The 23,809-nt window shown below is 67.1% G+C and carries 20 protein-coding genes; 3 read left to right on the top strand and 17 right to left on the bottom strand.

Annotated features, from left to right (window positions below):
* Nucleotides 1-47: 47 nt before the first annotated feature.
* Both UN84_RS13365 and yegS read right to left on the bottom strand, forming a co-directional pair.
* Nucleotides 48-476 carry a VOC family protein gene (locus UN84_RS13365; RefSeq protein WP_202020700.1) on the bottom strand — a complete coding sequence of 143 codons (429 nt, stop codon included), beginning with the start codon at nt 474-476 and terminating at the stop codon, nt 48-50.
* A gap of 64 nt (nt 477-540) precedes the next feature.
* Nucleotides 541-1,470, bottom strand: a complete 930-nt coding sequence (yegS, locus tag UN84_RS13370; protein WP_237022326.1) for a lipid kinase YegS — start codon at nt 1,468-1,470, stop codon at nt 541-543.
* Between the two features lie 116 nt (nt 1,471-1,586).
* Here yegS and UN84_RS13375 point away from each other — a divergent pair, with 116 nt between their 5' ends.
* Nucleotides 1,587-3,185, top strand: coding sequence for a cation:proton antiporter family protein (locus tag UN84_RS13375; protein WP_173835015.1), 1,599 nt, complete (start codon nt 1,587-1,589; stop codon nt 3,183-3,185).
* A gap of 79 nt (nt 3,186-3,264) precedes the next feature.
* Nucleotides 3,265-3,552, top strand: coding sequence for a hypothetical protein (locus tag UN84_RS13380; protein WP_046078168.1), 288 nt, complete (start codon nt 3,265-3,267; stop codon nt 3,550-3,552).
* 84 nt (nt 3,553-3,636) lie between these two features.
* Here the strand turns inward: UN84_RS13380 and pepN are convergent, their stop codons facing one another.
* The 4 genes from pepN to UN84_RS13400 all read right to left on the bottom strand — a co-directional run bounded on the left by pepN (nt 3,637) and on the right by UN84_RS13400 (nt 7,926).
* Complete coding sequence (pepN, locus tag UN84_RS13385) at nt 3,637-6,267, bottom strand: aminopeptidase N (RefSeq protein WP_046078169.1); 2,631 nt, start codon at nt 6,265-6,267, stop codon at nt 3,637-3,639.
* A gap of 112 nt (nt 6,268-6,379) precedes the next feature.
* Nucleotides 6,380-6,757 (bottom strand): YbaN family protein, encoded by a 378-nt coding sequence (locus tag UN84_RS13390; protein ID WP_035593123.1) that lies wholly within the window; start codon nt 6,755-6,757, stop codon nt 6,380-6,382.
* 122 nt (nt 6,758-6,879) lie between these two features.
* The gene (locus tag UN84_RS13395) at nt 6,880-7,365 is read right to left on the bottom strand and encodes a YajQ family cyclic di-GMP-binding protein (protein WP_035593125.1); all 486 of its coding nucleotides are present in this window, start codon (nt 7,363-7,365) and stop codon (nt 6,880-6,882) included.
* 84 nt (nt 7,366-7,449) lie between these two features.
* Complete coding sequence (locus UN84_RS13400) at nt 7,450-7,926, bottom strand: GNAT family N-acetyltransferase (RefSeq protein ID WP_046078170.1); 477 nt, start codon at nt 7,924-7,926, stop codon at nt 7,450-7,452.
* 196 nt (nt 7,927-8,122) lie between these two features.
* On the opposite strand from UN84_RS13400, the gene cobO reads away from it, so the two are divergent.
* Nucleotides 8,123-8,722, top strand: a complete 600-nt coding sequence (gene cobO / locus UN84_RS13405; RefSeq protein ID WP_046078171.1) for a cob(I)yrinic acid a,c-diamide adenosyltransferase — start codon at nt 8,123-8,125, stop codon at nt 8,720-8,722.
* 57 nt (nt 8,723-8,779) lie between these two features.
* Here cobO and UN84_RS13410 read toward each other — a convergent pair whose 3' ends face one another.
* The 11 genes from UN84_RS13410 to glyA all read right to left on the bottom strand — a co-directional run bounded on the left by UN84_RS13410 (nt 8,780) and on the right by glyA (nt 23,761).
* Complete coding sequence (locus tag UN84_RS13410) at nt 8,780-9,496, bottom strand: 3'-5' exonuclease (RefSeq protein WP_046078172.1); 717 nt, start codon at nt 9,494-9,496, stop codon at nt 8,780-8,782.
* Between the two features lie 13 nt (nt 9,497-9,509).
* A complete protein-coding gene (locus UN84_RS13415; RefSeq protein WP_046078173.1) occupies nt 9,510-11,420 on the bottom strand; it encodes a DUF294 nucleotidyltransferase-like domain-containing protein in 1,911 nt (636 codons plus the stop codon).
* A 151-nt stretch (nt 11,421-11,571) separates the two neighbouring features.
* A complete protein-coding gene (locus UN84_RS13420; protein ID WP_046078174.1) occupies nt 11,572-11,985 on the bottom strand; it encodes a DUF4168 domain-containing protein in 414 nt (137 codons plus the stop codon).
* Nucleotides 11,986-12,131: 146 nt separating this feature from the next.
* The gene (locus tag UN84_RS13425; protein ID WP_052719282.1) at nt 12,132-14,327 is read right to left on the bottom strand and encodes a TRAP transporter large permease subunit; all 2,196 of its coding nucleotides are present in this window, start codon (nt 14,325-14,327) and stop codon (nt 12,132-12,134) included.
* A gap of 144 nt (nt 14,328-14,471) precedes the next feature.
* Nucleotides 14,472-15,629 carry a TRAP transporter substrate-binding protein DctP gene (dctP, locus tag UN84_RS13430; RefSeq protein WP_082090817.1) on the bottom strand — a complete coding sequence of 386 codons (1,158 nt, stop codon included), beginning with the start codon at nt 15,627-15,629 and terminating at the stop codon, nt 14,472-14,474.
* Between the two features lie 556 nt (nt 15,630-16,185).
* Nucleotides 16,186-17,052, bottom strand: coding sequence for a formyltetrahydrofolate deformylase (purU, locus tag UN84_RS13435; RefSeq protein ID WP_046078175.1), 867 nt, complete (start codon nt 17,050-17,052; stop codon nt 16,186-16,188).
* Nucleotides 17,053-17,127: 75 nt separating this feature from the next.
* Nucleotides 17,128-17,763, bottom strand: coding sequence for a sarcosine oxidase subunit gamma (locus UN84_RS13440; RefSeq protein WP_046078176.1), 636 nt, complete (start codon nt 17,761-17,763; stop codon nt 17,128-17,130).
* On the bottom strand, nt 17,756-20,797 hold the full coding sequence (locus UN84_RS13445; RefSeq protein ID WP_046078177.1) for a sarcosine oxidase subunit alpha family protein: 3,042 nt from the start codon (nt 20,795-20,797) through the stop codon (nt 17,756-17,758). Before UN84_RS13445 ends, UN84_RS13440 begins: the two co-directional genes overlap by 8 nt.
* On the bottom strand, nt 20,794-21,141 hold the full coding sequence (locus UN84_RS13450; RefSeq protein ID WP_046078178.1) for a sarcosine oxidase subunit delta: 348 nt from the start codon (nt 21,139-21,141) through the stop codon (nt 20,794-20,796). Before UN84_RS13450 ends, UN84_RS13445 begins: the two co-directional genes overlap by 4 nt.
* A gap of 21 nt (nt 21,142-21,162) precedes the next feature.
* Nucleotides 21,163-22,413 (bottom strand): sarcosine oxidase subunit beta family protein, encoded by a 1,251-nt coding sequence (locus UN84_RS13455; protein ID WP_046078179.1) that lies wholly within the window; start codon nt 22,411-22,413, stop codon nt 21,163-21,165.
* Between the two features lie 49 nt (nt 22,414-22,462).
* Nucleotides 22,463-23,761, bottom strand: coding sequence for a serine hydroxymethyltransferase (glyA, locus tag UN84_RS13460; RefSeq protein WP_046078180.1), 1,299 nt, complete (start codon nt 23,759-23,761; stop codon nt 22,463-22,465).
* Nucleotides 23,762-23,809: the final 48 nt, after the last annotated feature.

A 23,809-nucleotide genomic window follows, 5' to 3' on the forward strand; every position in this document is an offset into this window, starting at 1 on the left:
GTCGAACGTCATTGCACCAAAGGGCGACGGGCACCGCAAGACAGGCCTCAGCGCGCGAACAGCTGCCCGGCGATGTCGCGGAAGGCCTTGAATTCGATGGCGTTGCCGCTGGGATCGCGGAAGAACATGGTGGCCTGCTCGCCCGGCTCACCGGCGAAGCGCACATAGGGCTCGATCTCGAAGCGGATGCCGGCATCGGTCAGCCGGTCGACCAGCGCCTCCCAGTCGGCCATTTCCAGCACCACGCCGAAGTGCGGCACCGGCACGCCGTGCCCGTCGACCGGGTTGCGATGGGTTTCCCGGGGCGACTCGCCGAGGGCGGGGTCGAGATGGCAGACGAACTGGTGACCGTAGAGATCGAAGTCGATCCAGGTATCGCTGCTGCGCCCTTCGGGGCAGCCCAGAAGCTCGCCGTAGAAGCGCCGCGCCTCGGACAGGTCGCGGACCGGCACGGCGAGATGGAACGGGGTCAACATGTGCACGTCTCCTTGAGCCAGGATGGCCTCATGATGCCGCGCCCGAGGCCGGCTGGCCAGTCGCTTACTTCGACAGCAGCGGGCAGTCGTCCGGCAGCGCCAGCGACAGCGCGTGCGGCTCGACCTCGACCCGGAAGGCCCGGCGGTGGCAGGGTTCGCCGTCCAGGGTCAGCGGCAGGTCGGTCTCCGCCTCGATGCTGAGCCAGGTGGTACGGAAGGTCTCGACGAAGGTGCCCTCCCCGGGGCGACGCTGAAGCTCGCGACGCATCCGCACCATGTCGCCAAGCGAGGCGAAGTCGCTCAGGATCAGCACGTCGAGCTGACCGTCATCGATGCGGGCCGCCGGCGTCAGGTGCTGACCGCCACCGGAGCGGGTGCCGTTGCCGAGCGCCAGCACGAACAGCGACGCCTCGCGCTCGCCCTCCGCCCAGCGCAGCTGGACCGGATAGGGACGATACTGCCAGGCCTTCAGTGCTCCGATCAGGGAATAGGCCCCGCCGCCGAGCAGTCGCTTGAGGCTCTTGGGCGTCGAGGAGGTGATCTCGGCGCCGAAGCCGCCGGTGGCCATGTTGAGGAAATAACGGCCGTCGAGCGCCGGCACGTCGACCGGCCGCAACGGCAACGACAGCGCCGCCTTCAGCGCGGCCAAGGGGTCCTGGGCAAGCCCCAGGGCACCGGCCAGGTCATTGGCGCTGCCCAGCGGCAGCAGGCCGAGCCCCGGGCGGTCCTCTGCCGGCAGACGCATCAGGCCGTTGACCGCTTCGTTGATCGTGCCGTCGCCACCGCCGACGATCACCCGCCGAAGGCCGTCACGCCCGGCCTGCTCCGCCATGCGCGCGGCGTCCCCGGCCTCCCAGGTGACCCGCACCGCGAGCTCGGCGCCGGCCTCGCGGCAGGCGCTCACCGCCTGGCGCACCGCCGGCAGTTGCGCCGACTTGCCGTTGAGGATCAGCATTGCCATGGTCTCGCGTTCCTTGTCCTTGATCGTCGTCATGGCCGCTTCACGGCCGGCCAGCATGCTCGATGGATGAATCCCATTCACTCTATGACTTCCTTACACTGTCTGTCTTCTCGCATCGTTTATCGACCACCGCGACATAGGGAGTTGTCATGATCGCACCCGCCTTCCTCCTGGCGGCCTTCCTTGGCGGCCTCGCCGCCATGTGCCTGCGCCTTCCGCCCCTGGTAGGCTTCCTGGCCGGCGGCTTCGTGCTCAACGCCCTGGGCTTCACCTCCACCCCGCTGCTCGAGGTGGTGGCCGATGTCGGGGTCACGCTGCTGCTGTTCAGCATCGGCCTGAAGCTCGACATCCGCACCCTGCTGCGCCGCGACGTCTGGGGTGGCGCCACCCTGCACATGCTGCTCTCCAGCCTGGCGCTGGTGGCGCTGCTCGGGCTGTTGAAATGGCTGAGCCTGCCGCTGCTGGCCGAGGCCGGTTGGTCGACCCTGGCCCTGCTGGGCTTCGCGCTGTCGTTCTCCAGCACGGTGTTCGTGGTCAAGGTGCTGGAGAAGCGCAGCGAGAGTCAGACCGCCTACGGCCGCCTGGCCATCGGCGTGCTGATCATGCAGGACATCTTCGCCGTGGTCTTCCTCACCGCCTCCACCGGCGCCCTGCCGAGCCCCTGGGCGCTGGGCCTGCTGCTGCTGATTCCCCTGGCCCCGGCGCTGCGCGCGCTGCTGGACCGCCTGGGCCACGGCGAGATGCAGATGCTGTTCGGCATGCTGCTGGCGCTGGTGATGGGCTATGCGCTGTTCTCGTCGGTGGGGCTCAAGGGCGACCTGGGCGCGCTGGTCATCGGCCTGCTGCTGGCGCCTCACCCGGCCGCACAGGCCCTGGCACGCTCGATGTTCAGCCTCAAGGAGCTGCTGCTGGTGGGCTTCTTCCTGAGCCTGGGCCTGACCGCCATGCCCAGCTGGGAGCTGCTCGGCACCGCACTGCTGCTGGTGCTGGCCCTGCCGCTCAAGGGCCTGCTCTACCAGCTGGTGTTCATGCGTTTCCGCATGCGCCACCGCACCTCGGTGCTGTCCGCCCTGAGCCTGACCAACTATTCGGAGTTCGGCCTGATCGTCGGGGCGCTCGCCACTGCCGAGGGCTGGCTGCCGGAACGCTTCCTGGTGGTGCTGTCGCTGGCGGTGGCGCTGAGCTTCGCCGCCTCGGCGGTGGTCAACGGCTTCGGCGAGCGTTTCTATCGCTGGCTGGAGCCGCGCCTGCCCGAGATCGACGAACGGGACCTCACCCCCAGCGACCGCCCCATCGAGGTCGGCGACGCCGAAGCCGTGGTGCTGGGCATGGGCCGCATCGGCAAGGGCGTCTACCGTCGCCTGCAGAAGGAGTACGGCCTGCAGGTGCTGGGCATCGACAGCAACCCCAAGAGCATCGAGCGGCTCACCGCCATGGGCTTCAACGCCCTGGAGGGCGACGCCGTGGACTCGGAGTTCTGGGACAAGCTGCTGATGTCCTCCGAGGTGCGCCTGGTGGTGCTGGCCATGCCCCACCATGCCGGTAATCTGGCCGCCCTGAAACAACTGCGCTCGCGCCACTTCCCCGGGCGCATCGCCGCGGTGGTGGAATATCCCGAGGAGATCGAGCCGATCCGCGAGCTCGGCGCCAGCGCGGTCTTCCACGTCTACGACGAGGCCGGCCGCGCGCTGGCCGACAGCGCCGCCGAGGAGGCCGGACTCAGCTCGCGCACCAGTCAGCTGGGCTGACGGCCACCACGCACGCCCCGGCGGGCGTGGTACCCTATGGCGCCGTCCCCGACGCCCTTCGTCTCGAGATCTCCCGCGCATGAACGATTTCTTTACCGCGATCGGCCAGTTCATCGGCCACGTCATCCGCTTCATCGTCGATGCGCTCGGCGCCGGCCTGAACGGCCTGGACGACGCCGCCAGCAGCCTGATCGGCGGCATCGCCGGAGGCCTCGGCATTCCCGCCAACCTGCTCAGCCTGCTGGTGCTGGCGCTCGGCCTGTGGCTGCTGTGGAAGGCCTTCTCGGCCCTGCGCCGGCGAGCCGTGGTCGCCACCCTGATCTGGGTGCTGCTGGGCGTCAGCGTACTGAGCTGGCTGATCAACTGATCACTCCGAAGCATTCGCCCCGCGCACAAAAAGACGCCGCCCTTCCGGGCGGCGTCTTGTCGTTCTCGCGAGCGAATGTCGCGATTACGCGAGGGCTTTCTCGATCACCTCATACACGTTCGGCGAGAGTTTTTCTTCGCGGATGCGCTCGAGCTCACCCTTCATGAGTTCCTGGCGAGTCTCGTCGAAGCGGCGCCAGCGGGTCAGCGGGGTCACCAGCCGCGAGGCGATCTCGGGGTTCAGGCGGTTGAGCTCGATGACCACGTCGGCCAGCAGCCGGTAGCCCTCGCCGTCGAGGCGGTGGAAGTTGACCCGGTTCTGGGCGAAGGCGCCGATCAGCGCGCGGACCTTGTTGGGGTTGGTCAGCGAGAAGGCCGGGTGGTCCATCAGGAACTTGACCCGCTCCAGGGCATCGGACTGCGGGCGGGACACCTGGACGCTGAACCACTGGTCCATGACCAGCGGGTCGTGGGCCCACTTCTCGCCGAAGGTGCGCAGCGCCGGGTCGGCCAGCTCGTCGCGACTGGAATGCACCAGCAGCGTCAGGGCGGCGCGCACGTCGGTCATGTTGTGGTCGGCCTCGAACTGGCGGCGGGCCAGCTCGATGCCCTCCTCGTCCTCGATGCTGACCAGGTACGACAGTGCCACGTTCTTGAGGCTGCGCGCGGCGATCTGCCCGGGCTCAGGTGCATAGGGGGCGTCGCCGACGTTCTCCTGATAGACGCGCAGGAAGTCGTCGCGCAGGGCCATCGCCAGCGACTGCTTCACGAACTGGCGGGCGGCGTGGATGGCGTCCACGTCGACCAGCGGCTGCTGCTCGGCGATATAGGCCTCGGAGGGCAGCGTGAGCATCTCGGCCAGCACCGCCTTGTCGTCGGTCTCGCGCTTGAGCAGCTCACGGAAGGCCTCCACCACCCGCGGGTCCATGACCTTCTCGACGCCGTTGCGATGCGCGGCGATCAGGTCGTCCAGCGCCAGCAGCGCCAGGCGCTGGCCGGCGTCCCAGCGATTGAAGCCGTCGCTGTCATGGGTCTGCAGGAAGGCCAGGTCCTCGCGCGAGTAAGGGAAATTGAGCTTGACCGGCGCCGAGAAGCCGCGCGCCAGCGACGGCACCGGGGCCTCCTCCACGTCGGTGAAGACGAACTCCTGCTCCTCCTCGCGCAGGTGGATCACCCCGTCGGTGCCGAGCGACTCGCCGTCCAGGGTCAGGCGCAGGTCGCGGCCGCTCTTGGTGCCGACCAGGCCCAGGCGGATCGGGATATGCTGCGGCGCCTTGTCGGGCTGCCCCGGCGTGGCCGGGGTACGCTGGCGCAGCAGCAGCCGGTAGGCGCCGTTGGCATAGTCGTATTCGCCGTGGGCGTCGATCTCCGGGGTGCCGGCCTGGGAGTACCAGCGCATGAATTGGTCGAGGTCCTGACCGGACGCCTCGGCCATGCAGGCCACGAAGTCCTCGATGGTCACCGCCTGCCCGTCGAAGCGCGAGAAGTACAGGTCGCTGCCGCGACGAAAGGCCTCCCAGCCCACCAGGTTGCGCAACATGCGCACGATCTCGGCGCCCTTCTCGTAGATGGTCAGGGTGTAGAAGTTGCCGATCTCGATGTAGTGGTCCGGCCGCACAGGGTGGGCGGTGGGGCCGGCATCCTCGGCGAACTGGGCGGTGCGGAAGAAGGACACGTCCTCGATGCGTTTCACCGGCGCGGAGTTGGTGTCGGCACTGAAGGTCTGGTCGCGGAAGACGGTGAAGCCCTCCTTCAGCGACAGCTGGAACCAGTCGCGGCAGGTGACGCGGTTGCCGGACCAGTTATGGAAGTACTCGTGGGCGACGATACCCTCGACGCGCTGGAAGGCGGCATCGGTAGCGGTGTGCGGATGGGTCAGCACCGCCGCCGAGTTGAAGATGTTGAGCCCCTTGTTCTCCATGGCGCCCATGTTGAAGTCGTTGACCGCCACGATCATGAACAGGTCGAGGTCGTACTCGCGACCATAGGTCTCCTCGTCCCAGCGCATGGCGCGCTTGAGCGAGGCCATGGCGTGATCGGTCTTGCCGAGGTTCTCCTCTTCGACCCAGATCTGCAGCGTCACCTCGCGGCCGCTCATGGTGGTGAAGCGATCCTCGACCTTCTCGAGGTCGCCCGCCACCAGCGCGAACAGGTAGCAGGGCTTGGGATGCGGATCTTCCCAGGTCACGAAGTGGCGGCCGTTCGGCAGCTCGCCACGCTCCACCGGGTTGCCGTTGGAGAGCAGCACCGGCTCACGGTCGAGGCGGCCGATCACGGTGGTGGAGAAGGTCGCCATGACGTCGGGGCGATCCGGGTAGAAGGTGATCCGCCGGAAGCCCTCGGCCTCGCACTGGGTGCAGAACATGCCGCCGGACTGGTAGAGGCCCTCCAGGGCGGTATTGGCCTCGGGGGCGATCTCGACTTCGGTGTCCAGCAGGAAACGCTCCGGCGCCCGCTCGATGCGCAGGCCCTGCTCGGTCAGCGCATACTCGTCGTCGCCCAGCGGCTGGCCGTCGATGGCGATGGCCTTCAGCGCCAGCTGCTCGCCGTCGAGCTCCAGCGGCTCGCCGGCCTCACGCTCCGGGTGGCGCTCCACGTGCAGGCGCGCCTTCACCCGGGTGGCCGAGGGATCGAGGTCGAAGGTCAGCTCGGTGTGGGTGACGCGGTAGGCGGGGGGACGATAATCGCTGAGATGGATCGGCTGAGGTTCGGACATCGAGGATGGCTCCTGTGAAGGTTGCCGGCCATTGTACGGCCCTCTCTGCCTCGACCTCAAAGTGCCGTCGTCAACTCCGCTACGGGGTACGGCGATACCGCCCGAGGGACGCTCAGGAGTCGACGACCGGCTCCGGGCGGGTCAGGATCCAGCCGGCGAGCCCGGCCAGACCGAGGATCAGCACCAGCTTCAGCCACAGCGCGCCGATCACCAGGGCCAGTACCACCATCGAGAACAGCAGCATGCCTCCGGCCAGCCACTTGGCATGGCGGGGGATCGCCCGCTCGGATTCCCAGGCCACGATGGTGGGGCCGAAGCGCGGGTGCGCACGGATCCAGCCGGCGAAGCGCGGCGAGCCCCGGGAGGCTGCCCACACCGCCACCAGCATGAAGCAGGTGGTGGGCATCAGCGGCAGGAAGGCGCCGATCACGCCCAGGGCGAAGCTGGTCCCGGCGAGGATCAGGTAGAAGATGCGGCGCGCTTGGGACATCGAGCGCTCACTCCTTTGGCGACAGGCACATCTCTATTGAAGCCCAAGCCACCCCCCGCTGCCAATCGCCATCGCCAATGAGGATGACGGCCCGGGGCTATGGCCGCGTGTCGATGACGGGCTCAGTCGCGGAAGTTGTCGAACTGCAGCGCCAGGTCGGGACCGTCCTCGCCCTTCAGCAGGGCCATGACCTGCTGCAGGTCGTCGCGCTTCTTGCCGGTGACGCGCACCTTCTCGCCCTGAATCTGGGCCTGGACCTTGAGCTTGGTGTCCTTGATGCGCTTGACGATGTCCTTGGCTTCCTTCTGCTCCAGGCCCTGCTTGAGGCGCACCGCCTGGCGGGCGCGAACGCCGGAGAGTTCGGGGTCATCGATCTCCAGGCAGCGCGGATCGATGCCACGGCCGATCAGCTTGTTGCGCAGCATGTCGAGCATCTGGCGCAGCTGGAAATCGACCTCGGCCTCGAGGGTGACGGTCTCGCCCTCGAGCGCGAAGGAGGCCGTCACGCCCTTGAAGTCGAAGCGGCTCTGCAGCTCGCGGTTGGCCTGGTCGACGGCGTTGCTCGCCTCGTGCTTGTCGAACTCGGAGACGATATCGAAGGAGGGCATGGCGGATTCCCGATGATGAACGATGGCGCCATTCTAAGCGCGACGGGCCACGGCGCCTAGCCGGCTGCACCTAGCCGGCCACACCTAGCCGGCCTGGGCCTCGGGGCCGGCGAACAGCGCCTTGCTCATCCGCCAGGCCGCACAGCCGTCCTCGTAATAGTCGGCCATCCAGTCGCTCGGTACGAAGCCCGAGCCCCGATAGAGCGTCAGCGCCGCCTGATTGTCGACGCGCACCTCGAGCACCAGCCAGTCGCAGCCCTGCTCCCAGGCCATGCCCTCGAGCCGCTCGAGCATGCGGCGCCCCAGGCCGCCGCCGCGGGCCTGGGGATGCACGCAGAACGAATAGAGCCGGGTCTGCTCGCTGCCCAGGCGAAACAGCAGGGTGCCGTAGCCGAGCAGCGCGCCGTCCTCGTCCACGGCCAAAAGCGTCAGGGCATGGGCCCGGTTGAGCAGGTGCCAGAGCTGACGACGCGTGAAGCGGTCGCCGCTGAAGGCCAGTTGCTCGAGGGCGTAGAGCGCGTCGAGATCGCGAGCGGTCGCGGTACGCAGGATCGCAGACATGACAGGGCTTCCAGGGTCACTCCCTGCGGATTCTGACGTCGTCGGATGACGCTGTCTTTGGCGACAGCGATGAAATCTTTTCAGTCTGCGACCGCACCATGCCGCACTCGACTCATCCCTCTGTGGCCGGCGGCTGACGCCGCTCGCCGCCTGGGGTAGGCTGCCTGCCCGACCCACGACACGAACAGGAGCCGAGATGAGCGAACGTGACGAGCGCCACCGCAAGGCCATGCAGACCCTCAAGTCCCGCGTCGACGAGAAGGTCGCCGCCGCCGACGAACGCCGCGGCCAGCTGCTGGTGTTCACCGGCAACGGCAAGGGCAAGACCACCGCCGCCTGGGGCACCGTCACTCGCGCGCTGGGCTACGGCTATCGCGTCGGCGTGGTGCAGTTCATCAAGGGCCAGTGGGAATGCGGCGAACGCAACCGGCTCGAGGACGATCACCACCTCGAGGTGGCGATCATGGCCACCGGGTTCACCTGGGAGACCCAGAACCGCGAGAGCGATACCCAGGCCTGCCGCGAGGTATGGGCCGAGGCGGCGCGAATGCTCGCCGATACCGAGGTCTACCTGGTGGTGCTCGACGAGATCACCTACATGCTCAAGTTCGGCTACCTGGACATTGCCACGGTCAGGCAGGCACTGGAGAACCGTCCCGTCGAGCAGACGGTGATCGTCACCGGGCGCAACGCCCACCGCGAGCTTCAGGCCATGGCCGACACCATCACCGAGATGACGGAGGTGCGCCACGCCTTCAATGCGGGCCTGGAGGCACGACGCGGCATCGATTACTGACCGCACCGGACGCCGTGCCGGCGTCGATCGACGCGTGTGCACTGGCCAGGGCCTGCCTCAGCTCCAGATCGTGCCCACCGGCGTCTCGGGACTGTAGTGGTGGGCGATCTGCGCCTGCAGCAGCTCCGCGGTGGCCAGCGCATCCGTCAGCGCATGGTGGCCCTGGTAGGGTGGCAACCCGTAGCGAGCGCGGCTGTCAAACAGGCGGATGGAGGCCGGCGGCCGCCCGATCCAGCGCTTGAAGCGTGCCACCAGCGACTGGCGGTGGATGCGCGCCTCGAGCGACATGGTGTCGATCATCGGGTAGACCACGCCCTCCCCCAGCCGCGCCTTGACGGCCACGTCAAGGAAGGGGCGCTCGATGTGCCGGTAGTGCACCACCGCCAGCCGACCGGCCAGGGCATCGAGCAGGTCCTCCAGGATGTCGCCTAGCTCCGGGGCGTTGGCGATGTCGGCATGGGTGATGTGGTGAAAGGTCACCGACTCGGCGTTCAGCGTACGCCGCGGGCGCACGATCCAGTAGCGACGCTCGGTGACGGCGATACGCCCCAGGGTGAAAGGCACCAGGCCGATGCTGACGATGGAGTTGCGCCGGGCATCGAGCCCGGTGGTCTCCATGTCCAGCGCCACCAGCGGGGCTTCGCCGATCGGCGTCTCCGGCGCCGGGGCCCCGGCGGTGAAGAAGCGCGACAGTCGCGGGTCCTGGGCGGCCGCGGCGCGATGCGCCAGGTAGCTCGTCCAGTCGGGTATCTGGGTCCTGCGTCGCATCAGCATCCGGGCACCTCGCTCATTTGGCCCGCGAGGGCATCGGGTAGCGGAACTTGAGGAACTTCTGGGCGTGGCTCAACGCCTGGAAGGCATCCTTGAGGTGATGACGCTCGCTGCTCGAGACGTTCTCCGGCTCGATGTTGTTGTCCGGCGTCTGGTCGTGCTGGATATCGATCACCTGGTGGCGGATTCGCGACATCGACAGAAACTCCAGGGCGTAGCGCAGGCGATCGCTGACCCCCGGGGCCAGCAGCTGGGTGCGATCGATGTCGTCGAGCCGGTCGAAGCTGTTCTGGGCGCTGGAGCCGCAGGCCAGGGCATGCACCCGGATCAGGTCGACCATCGGCGCGGTGCCGCGGCGCTTCAGGTTGATCGAGTTGTTGTGCTTGCCGTCCTTCTCCATCACGAAGGTGCGGAAGAAACCCAGCGGCGGGGTGCGGTTCAGGGCGTTGCGGGCCATCGCCGCCAGGAAGCGCGGATGCCGCGCGGCCTGGTAGGCCACCAGGTCCTGGAGCTGCTCCACCAGCACGTTCTCCCCGTAGACGGCGTCGAGATCGAAGAAGATCGAGCTATGCAGCAGCCGCTCGGGATTGGGCTGCTCGATCCACTCGGTGAAGTAGCGCTTCCACACCGACAGGGGCTGCCGCCAGCTCGGGTTGGTGGCCATGATGTCGCCCTTGCAGTAGGGGTAGCCGCAGGCATCCAGGCCATCGCTGACGAACTGCGCCAGCTCGAGGAAGTAGGCGTCGTGCTGCTCGGGATCGAAATCGTCGGACAGCACCAGGGCATTGTCCTGGTCGGTGGCGATCGACTGCTCGTTGCGCGCCATGGAGCCCATCGCCATGAAGCAGTAGGGCACCGGCGGGGGCCCCAGGCGCTCCTCGCCCAGCTCCAGCAGGCGGCGGGTGAAGCTGCGCCCGATGGTCGACAGGGCGCTGCCCACCATGCGCGAGTCGGCGCCCTCCTCGACCATGCGCACGAAGGCCGCACTGACGTCCGGCGCCAGCCGTGCCAGGCCCTCGGCGTTGGGCTGGTGGAAGATGTTGCTGACCAGGTACAGGCTGCTCTGGGTCTCGTAGCGAATGATGTCCGAGAGGTGCACGATGCCCACCGGGCGGCGGCGATACATCACCGGCAGGTGGTGAATGTTGTAGCGCAGCATGACCAGCATCGCCTCCTGCACCGACTCGTCGGACTGCACGGCGATGACGTTGCCGGCCACCACCTCGCCGACCGGCGTCTCCGGCGACAGGCCTTCCGCCACCACCCGGGTGCGGAAGTCGCTGTCGGTGAGGATGCCGCGCAGCTGCCAGGCGCGCTCCTCGCTGTCGCGGAAGGTGTAGCGCGGATTGTCCTCTTCGCCGGGGTCGTCGAGCACCAGCACCGCCGAGGCCTGGAAGTCGGTGATCTGACGGGCGGCCTCCTGGACGGTGGTCGAGGCCTCGACCATCAGCGGGTAGCGCGTGACCAGCTTGCGCACCCGGGTGATCATCATGTCGTTGTTCTTCTTCTGCTCCTCGACCACGCTCTCGAGCCGCGGGCGCTGCAGCTCGACGAAGTCGGCGAAGTCGTCGTCAGCCTGACAGAGATGCTGGAAGACCGTCTCGGGAATGAAGTAGATCAGCGAGTCTTCCATGGCCCGCACGGGATAGCGGACCCGGTTGTTCCGCAGCAGACTGAACTGGCCGAAGATCTCGCCCTCGCCCCGGCGGTTGTAGAGCTCCCCGCCGCGACGATAGACCTCCACCGCGCCGCTGCGGATGTAGCACAGCTCGTGGAGCTCCTGGTCGAGCGTCAGGATATCGGTGTCGGCCTTGAAGTAGGCCACCTGGACGTTGCTCGCCACCTCGTCGAGCAGTTCGTCGGACAGCGTCTCGAAGGGCGGAAAACGCCCGAGATGCTGGCGAATTTCCAGCAGTTCCACATCCATGGCCCAGTGCCTACCCGGTCGTTGAGGATAGGCCAAGTCTGAAAGGCGCCGAGGACGGTGTAAAGAGCTTGTATCACGGGGGCCGGAACGCGGAAAGGCCGCCCCCGAGGGGCGGCCTTTCATCGCACAGGGATCTCGCGGGATGACGGGATCAGGAAGCGGACTCGCCGCTGCCCTGGGCCATGCCCTGGACGCGCTGCATCAGCTCGGGATCCTGCTGGATCGCCTGGCCGATGGCGTTGAAGGTCTCCACTTCGAGGCCGCTGTTCTGGACCGCCTCGACCATCTGGTCGTTGGCTTCCTGACGGACCTGCTGCTGGGCCTCTTCACCCTCGGCGTTCTGCAGCTGCTGGGTGTAATCCTGAGAGATCACCGCGATTTCCTCGGAGGCATCGGCGAACTTCTGCAGCTGGGCGTCGGAGAAGTTCTGGGTCGCGGCCTGCGCCTCGGCCGGGGCCTGGCCCTGGCTGGCGGTGGCATCGGCACTGTCCTGTGCATACGCCATGGAGCTCATCATGCCGGCACTGAGCAGGGCGGCGGAAAACAGGGCGGTGATACGTTGCATAGATACCTCCGAAAACATTGTCTTGCATGCGTGGGGTGCCCTCCTGTGACGAGCCACGTCGACAAGGGTTCACCACCATCGTGTAACAGTTTGAAAAGACGACGCTCCCGGTCGGGAGCGTCGTCGGTGGTGGCACGCGTCGTCGCCTAGCCGTAGGCGAGATTCGGCAGCCAGGTGACCAGCGCCGGGAACAGGATCACCAGGATCAGCCCCAGGGCCTGGATGCCCAGGAACGGGAAGGACGAACGGAAGATCTGCCCCATGGTGATGTGCGGCGGGCACACCCCCTTGATGTAGAACAGTGCGTAGCCGAACGGCGGACTGAGGAAGGACATCTGCATGTTCACGAGGTAGATGACCCCGAACCACAGCGACACGTCGGCGGGCGACACGCCGGGCAGCCCGAATACCCCGTCGAAGCTCATCGACTGGATCAGCGGCACGAAGATCGGCACCGCCAGCAGCAGGATGCCCACCCAGTCGAGGAACATGCCCAGCGCCACCAGCAGCACCATCATCAGCGCCAGCACCGCGTAGGGGCCGAGCCCCGCGCCGGAGATCAGCTCCTGCACGAAGGTCTGGCCGCCCTGGAGGATGTAGAAGCCGACGAAGATGCTGGCGCCGAAGATGATCCACATCACCATCGCCGAGGCGACCAGGGTGGTCATGCAGGCGGCGTGCAGGTTGGGCCAGGTCAGGCGCTTGTGCAGCGCCGCCACGACCAGGGCGCCGAAGGTCCCGATACCGGCCGCCTCCACCGGCGTGGCGATGCCGGTGAAGATGATGCCCAGCACCAGCACCACCAGCACGATGGGGGCCAGCATGTTGCGCAGCAGGCGCAGCTTCTCCTTCATGTCGACCCGGTCCTCCACCGGCATCGGCGGCGCCATCTTGATGTTCAGGGTGCCGCGCATCCAGCAGTAGAAGCCGTACATGAAGGCCAGCAGCAGGCCAGGAATCAGCGAACCGAGGTAGAGTTCACCCACCGACTGCTGGGCGATGACGCCGTAGATGATCGCCAGGATCGACGGCGGAATCAGGATGCCCAGGGTGCCGCCGGCCATGATCGAACCGATGGCGATCTCCGGGTCGTAGTGACGCTTGAGCATCGCCGGCAGGGCGATCAGGCCCATGGTCACCACCGCGGCGCCGATCACGCCGACCATGGCGGCGAGCAGCGTGGAAGCGATGACGGTGGCGATGGCCAGGCCCGCCTTCAGGCCGCCCATCCACTTGTAGACGACGTCGAACAGCTCCTCGATGATCCCCGCCTTCTCCAGCACCGAGGCCATGAAGATGAACAGCGGAATGGCCGACAGCTGGTAGTTGGTCATCATCGGGAAGATGCGCGACGGCATCAGGTTGAGCATGTGCTGATCGCCCACCAGGTAGAGGAAGGCCACCCCCAGGCCGCCGGTGACGAAGGCCAGCGGCAGGCCCGCCACCAGCACCACCATCAGGGTGCCGAACATCACCAGGGTCAGACCGCCGATGCCCAGGCCGCTGAGGCTGTTCTCGAGGCTGCCGGCCAGGCTCTGGTAGTCGGTGGTGGCGATGTTGACCATCTCGAACAGCACCCACGCCCCGAGGACGATGCCCAGCGCGATCAGCAGGGTCGAGAAGGTATGGCTGCCGCCATGCGCCCGTCGATGGTGGCGGAAGGCCTGGACGTCACGGATCAGCTGGGCGATGCCCTGGAGCAGCAGCAGCAGCGCCCCGAAGAACAACATGAACTTCACCGGGTAGAACTGGATCGCCCACTCGGTGAAGGACGTCTCGTTGGCATAGCTGGCGCCGAAGAAGAAGCGATCACTCACCGACTGGGAGAAGAACTTCCAGCCGGTCACCAGCAGCGCGATGGTGAAGATGAAGAAGGACACCGAGGTCAGCAGGTCCAGCGCCGCCTTGTTCACCGGCCGGGCACGCTGGTAGAGGATATCGACGCGCACGTGCCCGCCCTCGCGCAGGGCGAAGGCCCCGGCGATCAGGTACTGCATGCCGAACATCAGGGTCATCGACTCGTGGGCCCAGTTGGTCGGCGAATTGAAGGCATAGCGCATCAGCACTTCGTAGGCGAACACGAAGGGGGCGATCAGCGCCCAGTAGGCCACGTAGCGGCCGAAGAAACCGGAGATGCGGTCGACCAGGGCGGTGAAGAGGTTGCCCGGGGGATGGTAGCGCGCCACCGGCGCCTCGCCGGGGACCTCGCCGGTGTCGCCGCCGCTGATGGTGCCGCCGCGCCGGAAACTGCGGTCGACGAGCCACATCACCAGCAGCGGCAGGAAGAACAGTGCCGACCAGTAGAGCCAGTGCGGCAGAACGAAATTGATCTCGAGATTCATGAAAACTCCTCCGCGATACCATCGCTTCCCGGCGATGGCGACGGATCATCTAGCCGACGGGATGCAGGGTTGAGGGCATGGCGCCCATGCAAACCGGGGCTGCGGCGCTCGGCCCACAGCCCCCGGATGAAGCAAGCAGAGGGATCAGACGTTGAGTTCGAAGTCCTTGATGTCGTCCTCGGTGATCAGCGCCACCGCCGGATCCATCATGGTCCTCAGGTGGGCCCGGAACATGCGCGCGGCGTCAGGGTCCTTGTTGGCCCACTTGAACCACAGCGGGATGGCGACCTCGCGGAAGCGGACGGCGTCCTCCTCGGAGAGGTGGATGATCTCGACGCCCTTCTCGCGGTACTTGGGCCAGGCCTCGGCGTTGGCCTTCTGGATCGCCGCGTAGTGCTCGCGGGAATAGCCCGCCACCAGGTCGTGCATCAGGTCCTGCACCTGGGGCGACATGCGTTCAAAGACACGGCGATTGACCGAGATGTCCATCAGGTCGACCGCCTGGTGCAGGCAGGGCGTGGAGGGCGGGCCCATGATGATGTAGTCGGCCACCTGCCAGAAACCGAGCTCGTAGTTGACCGCCGCCCCGGTGAAGTCGGCGGCATCGATGGTGCCTTTCTCCAGCGCCGGATAGACCTCGGAACCGGGCAGCAGCGTGGTACGTGCGCCCATCTCGGCGAAGGTCTCGGCGACGATGCCGCCGGGCATGCGGATCTTGACCCCGTCGAAGTCGTCGAAGCTTCTCAGCGGCACCTTGGAGTGGATCAGGTTGAGGTCGTGGTGAACGTAGCCCAGCAGCTCCTGGCCCTGCTTGCGATAGAGTTCCTTGGCGATGCCGAAGCCGCCGTAGGCGCCGAACATCATGTCCCACTGGTGGGGCAGCGACAGCCCCATGGGGAATGCAGTGAGGAAGACGCCGGCCGGCATCTTGCCGGGCCAGTAGACGGTGAACCAGTTCTGACCGTCGAGCACGCCGTTGCGCACCGCATCGGCGACCTCGAAGGCCCCGGCCACGGCACCGGCGGGGAAAGGCTCGATGCTGACCTCGCCACTGGTGGCCTCGACCACACCATTGGCCCAGGCCTCGAAGGTGCGGTAGCCCACGGTCCCCGGCTGCCAGGAGGACTGCATGCGGATGCGAATGCCCTGCTGAGCCTGGACATTGCCGATCCAGGGGGCCGCCACGGCCGCGGCGGAGCCGATCGCGGCGGCCTTCAGGAAGTTACGACGATTGCCGGCACCGCTGCCCGATGTCGCGACGCTAGCGGACGAAGTGCGCTTGGGCTGCTGGTCGTCTTGCATGGCGAAGACTCCTCGTTGGTGTTGCGTCCGTCTCGCACGGCGCGAGAACGGAGGGCTTGTTGTTGTTTCTTCTGGCTTCACCCCATGCCGCCGGCGCCCGAGGGACGCCGACGGCATGGGCAACACGATCCATGTCTCTGGAAATACCTTCCGCATCAAAACGTAGTGTCCCCGGAGACCCCGGCCAACAGCGACTTTCAACGTACATCGCTCAACGATACGCACCGATAACGAAGTAACATGCTGTTATATATAAAAATTCAGACTCTGGGGCGGCGCAGGCGAAAAAACGTCCCTACGACTATTGAACGAGTGATGGGAGGCCACGAGGGGAGAGAGGACGGGGAAGTCGGAACGATAAAGACGACGGCCATCGCCGGGGAGGCGATGGCCGTGCAAGGCCGCTCGGGCGGCCTCAAGCGCGAACCGGAAGGCTAGCGCGAGAACACCACCGTGCGGCGGCCGTGCGGGAACACCCGACGCGCCACGTGGGCATCGACGGCGCGGGCGACAGGCATCAGGGGCACTCGATCTGGCGCCCCCGCCCTTGGCTTTCCTAGCGCGAGAACACCACCGTGCGGCGGCCGTGCAGGAACACCCGACGTGCCACGTGGGCATCGACGGCGCGCGCCAGGGTCATGCACTCGATGTCACGGCCCTTGGCCACCAGATCCTCGGGATCGTCGGCGTGGCCAACCGGCTCCACGCCCTGAGTGATGATCGGCCCCTCGTCCAGATCGTCGTTGATGTAGTGCGCGGTGGCACCGACCAGCTTGACGCCCTTCTCGAAGGCCTGGTGATAGGGCTTGGCACCCTTGAAGCCCGGCAGCAGCGAGTGATGGATGTTGATCGCGCGGCCGGAGAGCTTCTCGCACATGTCGCTGGAGAGCACCTGCATGTAGCGGGCCAGGATCACCAGCTCGGCGCCGGTCTCCTCGACCACCTCCCACACCCGGGCCTCCTGCTCGGCCTTGGTCTCGGCGGTGATCGGGAAGTGATAGTACGGCAGCCCGTGCCAGTCGGCCAGCGGCTGGAGATCCGGGTGGTTGGAGACCACCGCGCGAATCTCGATCGGCAGCTGGCCGGTACGATAGCGATACAGCAGGTCGTTCAGGCAGTGATCCGCCTTGGAGACCATGATCACCACCGGCATCCGCGCATCCGGGGCGGTCAGCTCGAAGGCCATCTCGAACTCGGCGGCCCGGGCGGCGAAGGCGGCCTGGAAGGCCTCGGCATCGAAGTCGGGCTCCAGCGGGCGGAACTCGGTGCGGATGAAGAAGCGCTCGCCGTGATGGTCGTCGAAGGACTGCTGCTCGGTGATGTAGCAGCGGCTCTCCTTCAGGAAGCGGGTCACCACGTCGACGGTGCCCAGGCGGCTGGGGCACTGGGCGGTGAGAATCCAGGTATCGGCGCTACGGCTCATGGAAGGTCTCCTGACGTAAGCAGGCCGGGGCGAGCCCCGGCCTGATCTGGTACCACGGCTGAATGACGGGCGCGCTCAGCGCTCGACGCCGATAGCGTACTCGTCACCGGCATCCAGCAGCCAGCGATAGGTATAGTCGGCGAAGCTGCGGCGCACCACCAGCTCCCAGCGCTCCTCGCTCGGACGGCGAAGGACCACGGTGGTCTTGGCGAAGATGGTGGTCACGCCCTTGCCGACCGGGAAGTGGCTCGGATGGACGTCGTAGACCACCGACTTCATCAGCACCTCTCGGGCGGCCTCACCCTCGAGCTCGACCAGGGTCTGGCCGCCGCTGACGTTGCTGATCGCGAAGTGGGCGTCGCCCAGCGCCGCACGCAGGCGGTTTTCCAGCTCGAACTCCTCGCCGCCGGGCACGATGACCAGCCACTCGTCCGGGGAGATCCACTGGATCGAACGCTTGCCCTCGTCGTCATGGACCAGGCCCTGGGGCTCGCCAGGCAGGGAGACGCCGAGCACCCCACGCACCGCGCCGTCGAGCACCACGGCGCCGCCGCGCAGCACCAGGTGCCCCAGGAAGGGCTTCTCGCGCAGCACCACCTGGCTCTTGGCGGTGGGGGCCGGAGCCCCCGAACGACGATAGCTGTAGGCGAGCGGCGATTCGACCGGGATCTTGGCCTCGGTATTGGTATCGAAGGTGGCAACGTTAGACATTCTGACGCTCTCCCTTGGGATCGAGGAAGATGGGGCTGACGATCTCGGCCTCATGGACCTGGCCGTCGGCCATGGGCAGATAGACGGTCTCGCCCATCTTCTTGTGACCGCCCTTGACCACGCCCAGGGCGAAGCCTGATTCCAGGGTCGGGCTGTAGTAGCTGGAGGTCACATGACCTTCCATCGGCATCGGGATCGAATGGTTCGGGTCGAGCACGATCTGCGCGCCCTCCTCCAGCACCACCTTCGGATCCTTCGGCTTGAGGCCGACCATCTGCTTGCGGTTCTCGCGCGAGGTGTCCGGACGCGTCAGGGCACGCTTGCCGATCCAGGAGAACGGCTTGTCGTAGCCGATCGCCCAGTGCATGCCGAGGTCTTCCGGGGTCACCGAGCCGTCGGTGTCCTGACCGGCGATGATGAAGCCCTTCTCGGCGCGCAACACGTGCATGGTCTCGGTGCCGTACGGCGTCAGGCCGTACTTGTCGCCATGGGCGAACAGCGTCTCCCAGACGTGCAGGGCGTAGTTGGCCTGGACGTTGATCTCGTAGGCCAGTTCACCGGTGAAGGAGATACGGAAGATGCGCGCCGGCACGCCCGCGACCTTGCCTTCCTTCCAGTCCATGAACTTGAAGCTGTCCTTGTCGAGATCGACCTCGGTGGTGACCTCTTCCATCAGCTTGCGCGCTTCCGGACCGGTGATGGTCATGGTCGCCCAGTGATCGGTCACGGAGTTGAAGTAGACGTCCAGTTCCGGCCACTCGGTCTGGTGCCAGACTTCCAGCCACTCGAGCACGGTGGCGGCGCCGCCGGTGCTGGTGGTCATCAGGAAGTGGTTGTCGCCGAGGCAGCTGGTGGTGCCGTCGTCGAACACCATGCCGTCGTCCTTGCACATCAGGCCGTAGCGGACGCGGCCGGGGGCCAGCTTGGCCCACTTGTTGGTGTAGACGCGACCCAGGAACTCGCGCGCGTCCGGGCCCTGGATGTCGATCTTGCCCAGGGTGGAGGCATCGAGGATGCCGACCTTCTCGCGCACCGCCCGGCACTCGCGAACCACCGCCTCGTGCATGGTCTCGGTCTTGCCGTTGACCTTGCGCGGGAAGTACCAGGGACGCATCCACTGGCCGACTTCCTCGAACGCGGCGCCCTGCTCCACGTGCCACTGGTGCATGGCGGTGTAGCGCTCGGGATCGAACAGCTCGCCGCAGTGACGGCCGACGATGCTGCCGAAGGTCACCGGGGTGTAGTTGGGACGGAACACCGTGGTGCCCACCTCGGGGATCGAGCGACCCAGGACGCGGGCGGCGATGGCCATGCCGTTGATGTTGCCGAGCTTGCCCTGATCGGTGCCGAAGCCCATGGCGGTGTAGCGCTTGACGTGCTCGATGGACTCGAAGCCCTCGCGGGTGGCCACTTCGATGCCGGCCGCGGTGACGTCGTTCTGCAGGTCGACGAACTGCTTCGGCGCGCGCAGGGTCGCCTTCTCGTGGGGTACCTGGTAGAGCGCCACGGCGGCGCCGTCACGGCGCTCGGCGACCTGGGGCAGGCTCACGGAGGCGGCGGAGAAGCCGGACTCGGTGGCCGCTTCCAGGCCGGCCTCGACGCCTTCGGCCAGCACCGCGCCGGTGGCATAGACACCACGCGCGCCACCGGCGGCGGCGACGCCCTTCACGGTGTTCGGGACGAAGCCGAGCAGCTCATCGTTCCAGGTCGGACGGCTGCCGGTGTGGGACGCCAGGTGGATGACCGGGCTGTAGCCGCCGGAGCTGGCGATGGTGTCGCAGCTCAGGGTCTCGGAGCCACCGACCACGCGGAAGCCCTGGAGGTCGACCTTGGCGATGCGGGCGGCGCTGACGCGGGAGTCCCCCTTGGCCTCGACGACCGCGGAGCCGGCGATGATGCGGATGCCCTTGGCGCGGGCCTGCTCGACCAGCTCGCCGTCCGGGTTGGCCCGGGCGTCGGCGATGGCGACCACGTCACGGCCGGCCTCGGCCCAGTCCAGCGCCGCGCGGTAGCCGTGATCGTTGCTGGTGGAAAGCACCAGCTTGCTGCCCGGCACCACGCCGTAGCGGCGGATGTAGGTGGAGACGGCGCCGGCCAGCATGTTGCCCGGCACATCGTTGTTGCCGTAGACCAGCGGGCGCTCGTGGGCGCCGGTGGCCAGCACGACGCGGCCGGCACGCACGCGGTGCAGCCGCGAACGGGCCTGACGACGACCGTCCTTGAGCGGCGCGGTATCGGCCAGGTGCTCGGTACGGCGCTCGTGCAGGGTCACGAAGTTGTGATCGTGATAGCCGTTGGCGGTGGTGCGCGACAGCAGGGTCACGTTGTCCATGCCGGACAGCGCCTCGACGGTCTCGGCAACCCACTGGTCGGCCGGCTTGTCGTCGAGCAGCTCGCGGGAGTCGAGCAGCGAGCCGCCCATCTCTTCCTGCTCGTCGGCGACGATCACCCGCGCGCCGCTCCTGGCGGCGGCCAGCGCCGCGGCCAGGCCGGCCGGGCCGGCGCCCACGACCAGCACGTCGCAGTGCTGGTGCATGTGATCGTAGATGTCCGGGTCGCTTTCCATCGGGCTGCGACCGAGACCGGCGCCCTTGCGGATGTACTTCTCGTAGGTCATCCACATGGAGGCCGGGGCCATGAAGGTCTTGTAGTAGAAGCCCGGCGGCATGAAGCCGCCGCCCAGCTTGCCGACCAGGCCCATCAGGTCGCGCTGGACGTTCGGCCAGCCGTTGGTGCTGCGCGCGGTCAGGCCGTCGTACAGCGCCTGCTGGGTGGAGCGCACGTTCGGCACCTGGCCGGCCTCGGTGGCACCGAGCTGGACCAGCGCGTTCGGCTCCTCGGCGCCGGCGGCGAAGATGCCGCGAGGACGCGAGTACTTGAAGCTGCGGTTGACGATGTCGACGCCGTTGGCCAGCAGGGCGGAGGCCAGGGTGTCACCGGCATGGCCCTGATACGTCTTCCCGTTGAAGGTGAAGCTCAGCTGACGAGAGCGGTCGATGCGGCCGCCCTGGGCGAGACGATTGAGCTGGCTCATGCGCGGACTCCTTCACGAAGCGATGCCTGGTCGGCTTCAGCAGACGGCCGGCCCTCGGGGTGCTCGGCGGTGAACGTCGGCTGCTCGCCCATCTTGTAGGTCTCGAGAATCTCGTAGGTCACGGTATTGCGCGTGATGTTGAAGAACTTGCGGCAGCCCACGGCGTGTACCCACATCTCGTGGTGGATGCCACGGGGGTTGTCGCGGAAGAACAGGTAGTCGCCCCACTCCTCGTCGCTGCAGTTCTCCGGATCCGCCGGCCGGATGAGGTGCGCCTCACCCTTGGGGTGGAATTCCTCTTCCTCGCGGTGTTCGCCGCAGTAGGGGCAATGGATATAGAACATGTCGGCTCTCCTCTGCGGAAATCAGTGGGCCACGCCGGCGGCGCCGTGCTCGTCGATCAGCGCTCCGGTGTTGAAGCGGTCGATGGAGAACGGGGCAGCGATCGGGTGCATCTCGCCCTTGGCCAGGCTGGCCGCGAACACGTTGGCCGACCCCGGGGTGGCCTTGAAGCCACCGGTGCCCCAACCGCAGTTGAAGTACAGGCCCTTGACCTTGGTCTTGGAGATAATCGGGCAGGCGTCCGGGCAGGTGTCGACGATGCCGCCCCACTGACGGTTCATGCGCACCCGCGAGAACATCGGGAACATCTCGACGATCGCCTGCAGGGTGTGCTCGACGGTCGGGTAGCTGCCGCGCTGGCCGTAGCCGTTGTAGCCGTCGATGCCGGCGCCGATGACCAGGTCACCCTTGTCCGACTGGCTGACGTAGCCGTGCACGTGGTTGGACATGGTCACGGTGTTGAGCACCGGCTTGAGCGGCTCGGAGACCAGCGCCTGCAGCGGATGCGATTCCAGCGGCAGCTTGATGCCGGCCATCTTGGCCATCACGCCGGAGTTGCCGGCGGTCACGCAGCCCACGGTCTTGGCCTCGATGTCACCGCGGTTGGTGTGCACGCCGTAGATCTGGCCGTCGCGGATCTTGAAGCCGGTGACTTCGGTCTGCTGCAGGATGTCCACGCCCAGGGCGTCGGCACCGCGGGCGAAGCCCCAGGCCACGGCATCGTGACGGGCCACGCCGCCGCGCGGCTGCCAGGAGGCGCCGAGGATCGGGTAACGAGCGCGCTTGGAGGTGTCCAGCAGCGGCTCGATCTCCTTGATCTGTTCCGGGGTCACCACCTCGCCGTCGACGCCGTTCAGGCGGTTGGCGTTGACGCGGCGCTGGATGTCGCGCATGTCCTGCAGGGTGTGGCCCAGGTTGAGCACGCCGCGCTGGGAGAACATGACGTTGTAGTTGAGGTCCTGGGACAGGCCTTCCCACAGCTTCATGGAATGCTCGTAGAGCGCCGCCGCCTCGTCCCACAGGTAGTTGGAACGCACGATGGTGGTGTTACGCGCGGTGTTGCCGCCACCCAGCCAGCCTTTCTCGATCACGGCGACGTTGGTGATGCCGTGCTCCTTGGCCAGGTAGTAGGCGGTGGCCAGGCCGTGGCCGCCGCCGCCGATGATGATGACGTCGTAGGACGCCTTGGGCGTGGGATTACGCCACTGGCGCTGCCAGTTCTCGTGGTGGCTCAGCGCGTGCTTGACCAGCCCGAAACCTGAATAACGTTGCATATGGGTCTACTCCTCAAGGGCCCCGCCGGCTGCCCGGCGGGGAACGGGCTCACGCGGTGGCGGTGTCGGTCGACTCGACCGCGGCCTTGGCATAAACGGGATGGCGGGCGCACAGCTCGGCCACCTTGCCCCGGACCTCGGCCTCGATGGCGGAGGTGTCTTCCTCCTTCTCCAGCACGTCGAGGATGTCGCAGATCCAGCCGGCCAGGGTCTCGCAGTCGGCCTGGTTGAAGCCGCGGGTGGTGACGGCCGGGGTACCGAGGCGCAAACCGGAGGTGACGAACGGGCTCTGCGGATCGTTGGGCACGGCGTTCTTGTTGACGGTGATGTGCGAACGGCCCAGGGCGGCGTCCGCGTCCTTGCCGGTCACGCCCTGCTTGATCAGCGAGACCAGGAACAGGTGGTCGTCGGTACCGCCGGAGACGACCTCGAAGCCACGCTCGACGAACACGCTGGCCATGGCCTGGGCGTTGTCGATGACCTGGGCCTGGTAGCGCACGAAGTCCTGGCTCATGGCCTCGCGGAAGGCCACGGCCTTGGCGGCGATGACGTGCATCAGCGGGCCGCCCTGCTGACCCGGGAAGACCGCGCCGTTGAGCTTCTTGTACAGCGCCTCGTCGCCGCTGGCGGAGAGGATCAGGCCGCCACGCGGACCGCGCAGGGTCTTGTGGGTGGTGGTGGTCACCACGTGAGCGTGGGGCAGCGGGCTCGGATAGTGGCCGGCGGCGACCAGGCCGGCGACGTGGGCCATGTCGACCAGCAGGTAAGCGCCCACGGCATCGGCGATGTCGCGGAACCGGCGCCAGTTGACCACGCGCGAGTAGGCCGAGAAGCCGGCGATGATCAGCTTCGGCTTGTGCTCGTGGGCCAGGCGCTCGACTTCCTCGTAGTCGATCTCGCCGGTCTCCGGATTCAGGCCGTACTGCACGGCGTTGTAGTGCTTGCCGGAGAAGTTCGGCGCGGCGCCGTGGGTCAGGTGGCCGCCGTGGGCCAGGCTCATGCCCAGCACGGTGTCGCCCGGGGCGACCATGGCCATGAAGGCCGCGGCGTTGGCCTGGGCACCGGAGTGAGGTTGGACGTTGGCGTAGTCGGCGCCGAACAGGGCGCAGGCCCGGTCGATGGCCAGCTGCTCGACCACGTCCACGTGCTCGCAGCCGCCGTAGTAGCGCTTGCCGGGATAGCCCTCGGCGTACTTGTTGGTCAACTGACTGCCCTGAGCCGCCATCACCTGCGGGCTGGCATAGTTCTCGGAGGCGATCAGCTCGATGTGGGCTTCCTGCCGTGCCACCTCGTCACCGATGGCGGCAGCGATCTGGGGATCGGTCATTGTCAGGTTGTTGTCATTCATTCGTCATCACCCTCGGGTTAGCGTCACAACGTTAAGGATTGGTGGCGA

This window comes from Halomonas sp. HG01 (genome assembly GCF_000968715.2).
Lineage (GTDB): Bacteria > Pseudomonadota > Gammaproteobacteria > Pseudomonadales > Halomonadaceae > Halomonas > Halomonas halophila.

Bases quoted from the DNA above. Each gene is read 5' to 3' on its own strand.
- UN84_RS13365 (WP_202020700.1), bottom strand. From the start codon at position 476: ATGTTGACCCCGTTCCATCTCGCCGTGCCGGTCCGCGACCTGTCCGAG.
- yegS (WP_237022326.1), bottom strand. From the start codon at position 1,470: ATGACGACGATCAAGGACAAGGAACGCGAGACCATGGCAATGCTGATC.
- UN84_RS13375 (WP_173835015.1), top strand. From the start codon at position 1,587: ATGATCGCACCCGCCTTCCTCCTGGCGGCCTTCCTTGGCGGCCTCGCC.
- UN84_RS13380 (WP_046078168.1), top strand. From the start codon at position 3,265: ATGAACGATTTCTTTACCGCGATCGGCCAGTTCATCGGCCACGTCATC.
- pepN (WP_046078169.1), bottom strand. From the start codon at position 6,267: ATGTCCGAACCTCAGCCGATCCATCTCAGCGATTATCGTCCCCCCGCC.
- UN84_RS13390 (WP_035593123.1), bottom strand. From the start codon at position 6,757: ATGTCCCAAGCGCGCCGCATCTTCTACCTGATCCTCGCCGGGACCAGC.
- UN84_RS13395 (WP_035593125.1), bottom strand. From the start codon at position 7,365: ATGCCCTCCTTCGATATCGTCTCCGAGTTCGACAAGCACGAGGCGAGC.
- UN84_RS13400 (WP_046078170.1), bottom strand. From the start codon at position 7,926: ATGTCTGCGATCCTGCGTACCGCGACCGCTCGCGATCTCGACGCGCTC.
- cobO (WP_046078171.1), top strand. From the start codon at position 8,123: ATGAGCGAACGTGACGAGCGCCACCGCAAGGCCATGCAGACCCTCAAG.
- UN84_RS13410 (WP_046078172.1), bottom strand. From the start codon at position 9,496: ATGCTGATGCGACGCAGGACCCAGATACCCGACTGGACGAGCTACCTG.
- UN84_RS13415 (WP_046078173.1), bottom strand. From the start codon at position 11,420: ATGGATGTGGAACTGCTGGAAATTCGCCAGCATCTCGGGCGTTTTCCG.
- UN84_RS13420 (WP_046078174.1), bottom strand. From the start codon at position 11,985: ATGCAACGTATCACCGCCCTGTTTTCCGCCGCCCTGCTCAGTGCCGGC.
- UN84_RS13425 (WP_052719282.1), bottom strand. From the start codon at position 14,327: ATGAATCTCGAGATCAATTTCGTTCTGCCGCACTGGCTCTACTGGTCG.
- dctP (WP_082090817.1), bottom strand. From the start codon at position 15,629: ATGCAAGACGACCAGCAGCCCAAGCGCACTTCGTCCGCTAGCGTCGCG.
- purU (WP_046078175.1), bottom strand. From the start codon at position 17,052: ATGAGCCGTAGCGCCGATACCTGGATTCTCACCGCCCAGTGCCCCAGC.
- UN84_RS13440 (WP_046078176.1), bottom strand. From the start codon at position 17,763: ATGTCTAACGTTGCCACCTTCGATACCAATACCGAGGCCAAGATCCCG.
- UN84_RS13445 (WP_046078177.1), bottom strand. From the start codon at position 20,797: ATGAGCCAGCTCAATCGTCTCGCCCAGGGCGGCCGCATCGACCGCTCT.
- UN84_RS13450 (WP_046078178.1), bottom strand. From the start codon at position 21,141: ATGTTCTATATCCATTGCCCCTACTGCGGCGAACACCGCGAGGAAGAG.
- UN84_RS13455 (WP_046078179.1), bottom strand. From the start codon at position 22,413: ATGCAACGTTATTCAGGTTTCGGGCTGGTCAAGCACGCGCTGAGCCAC.
- glyA (WP_046078180.1), bottom strand. From the start codon at position 23,761: ATGAATGACAACAACCTGACAATGACCGATCCCCAGATCGCTGCCGCC.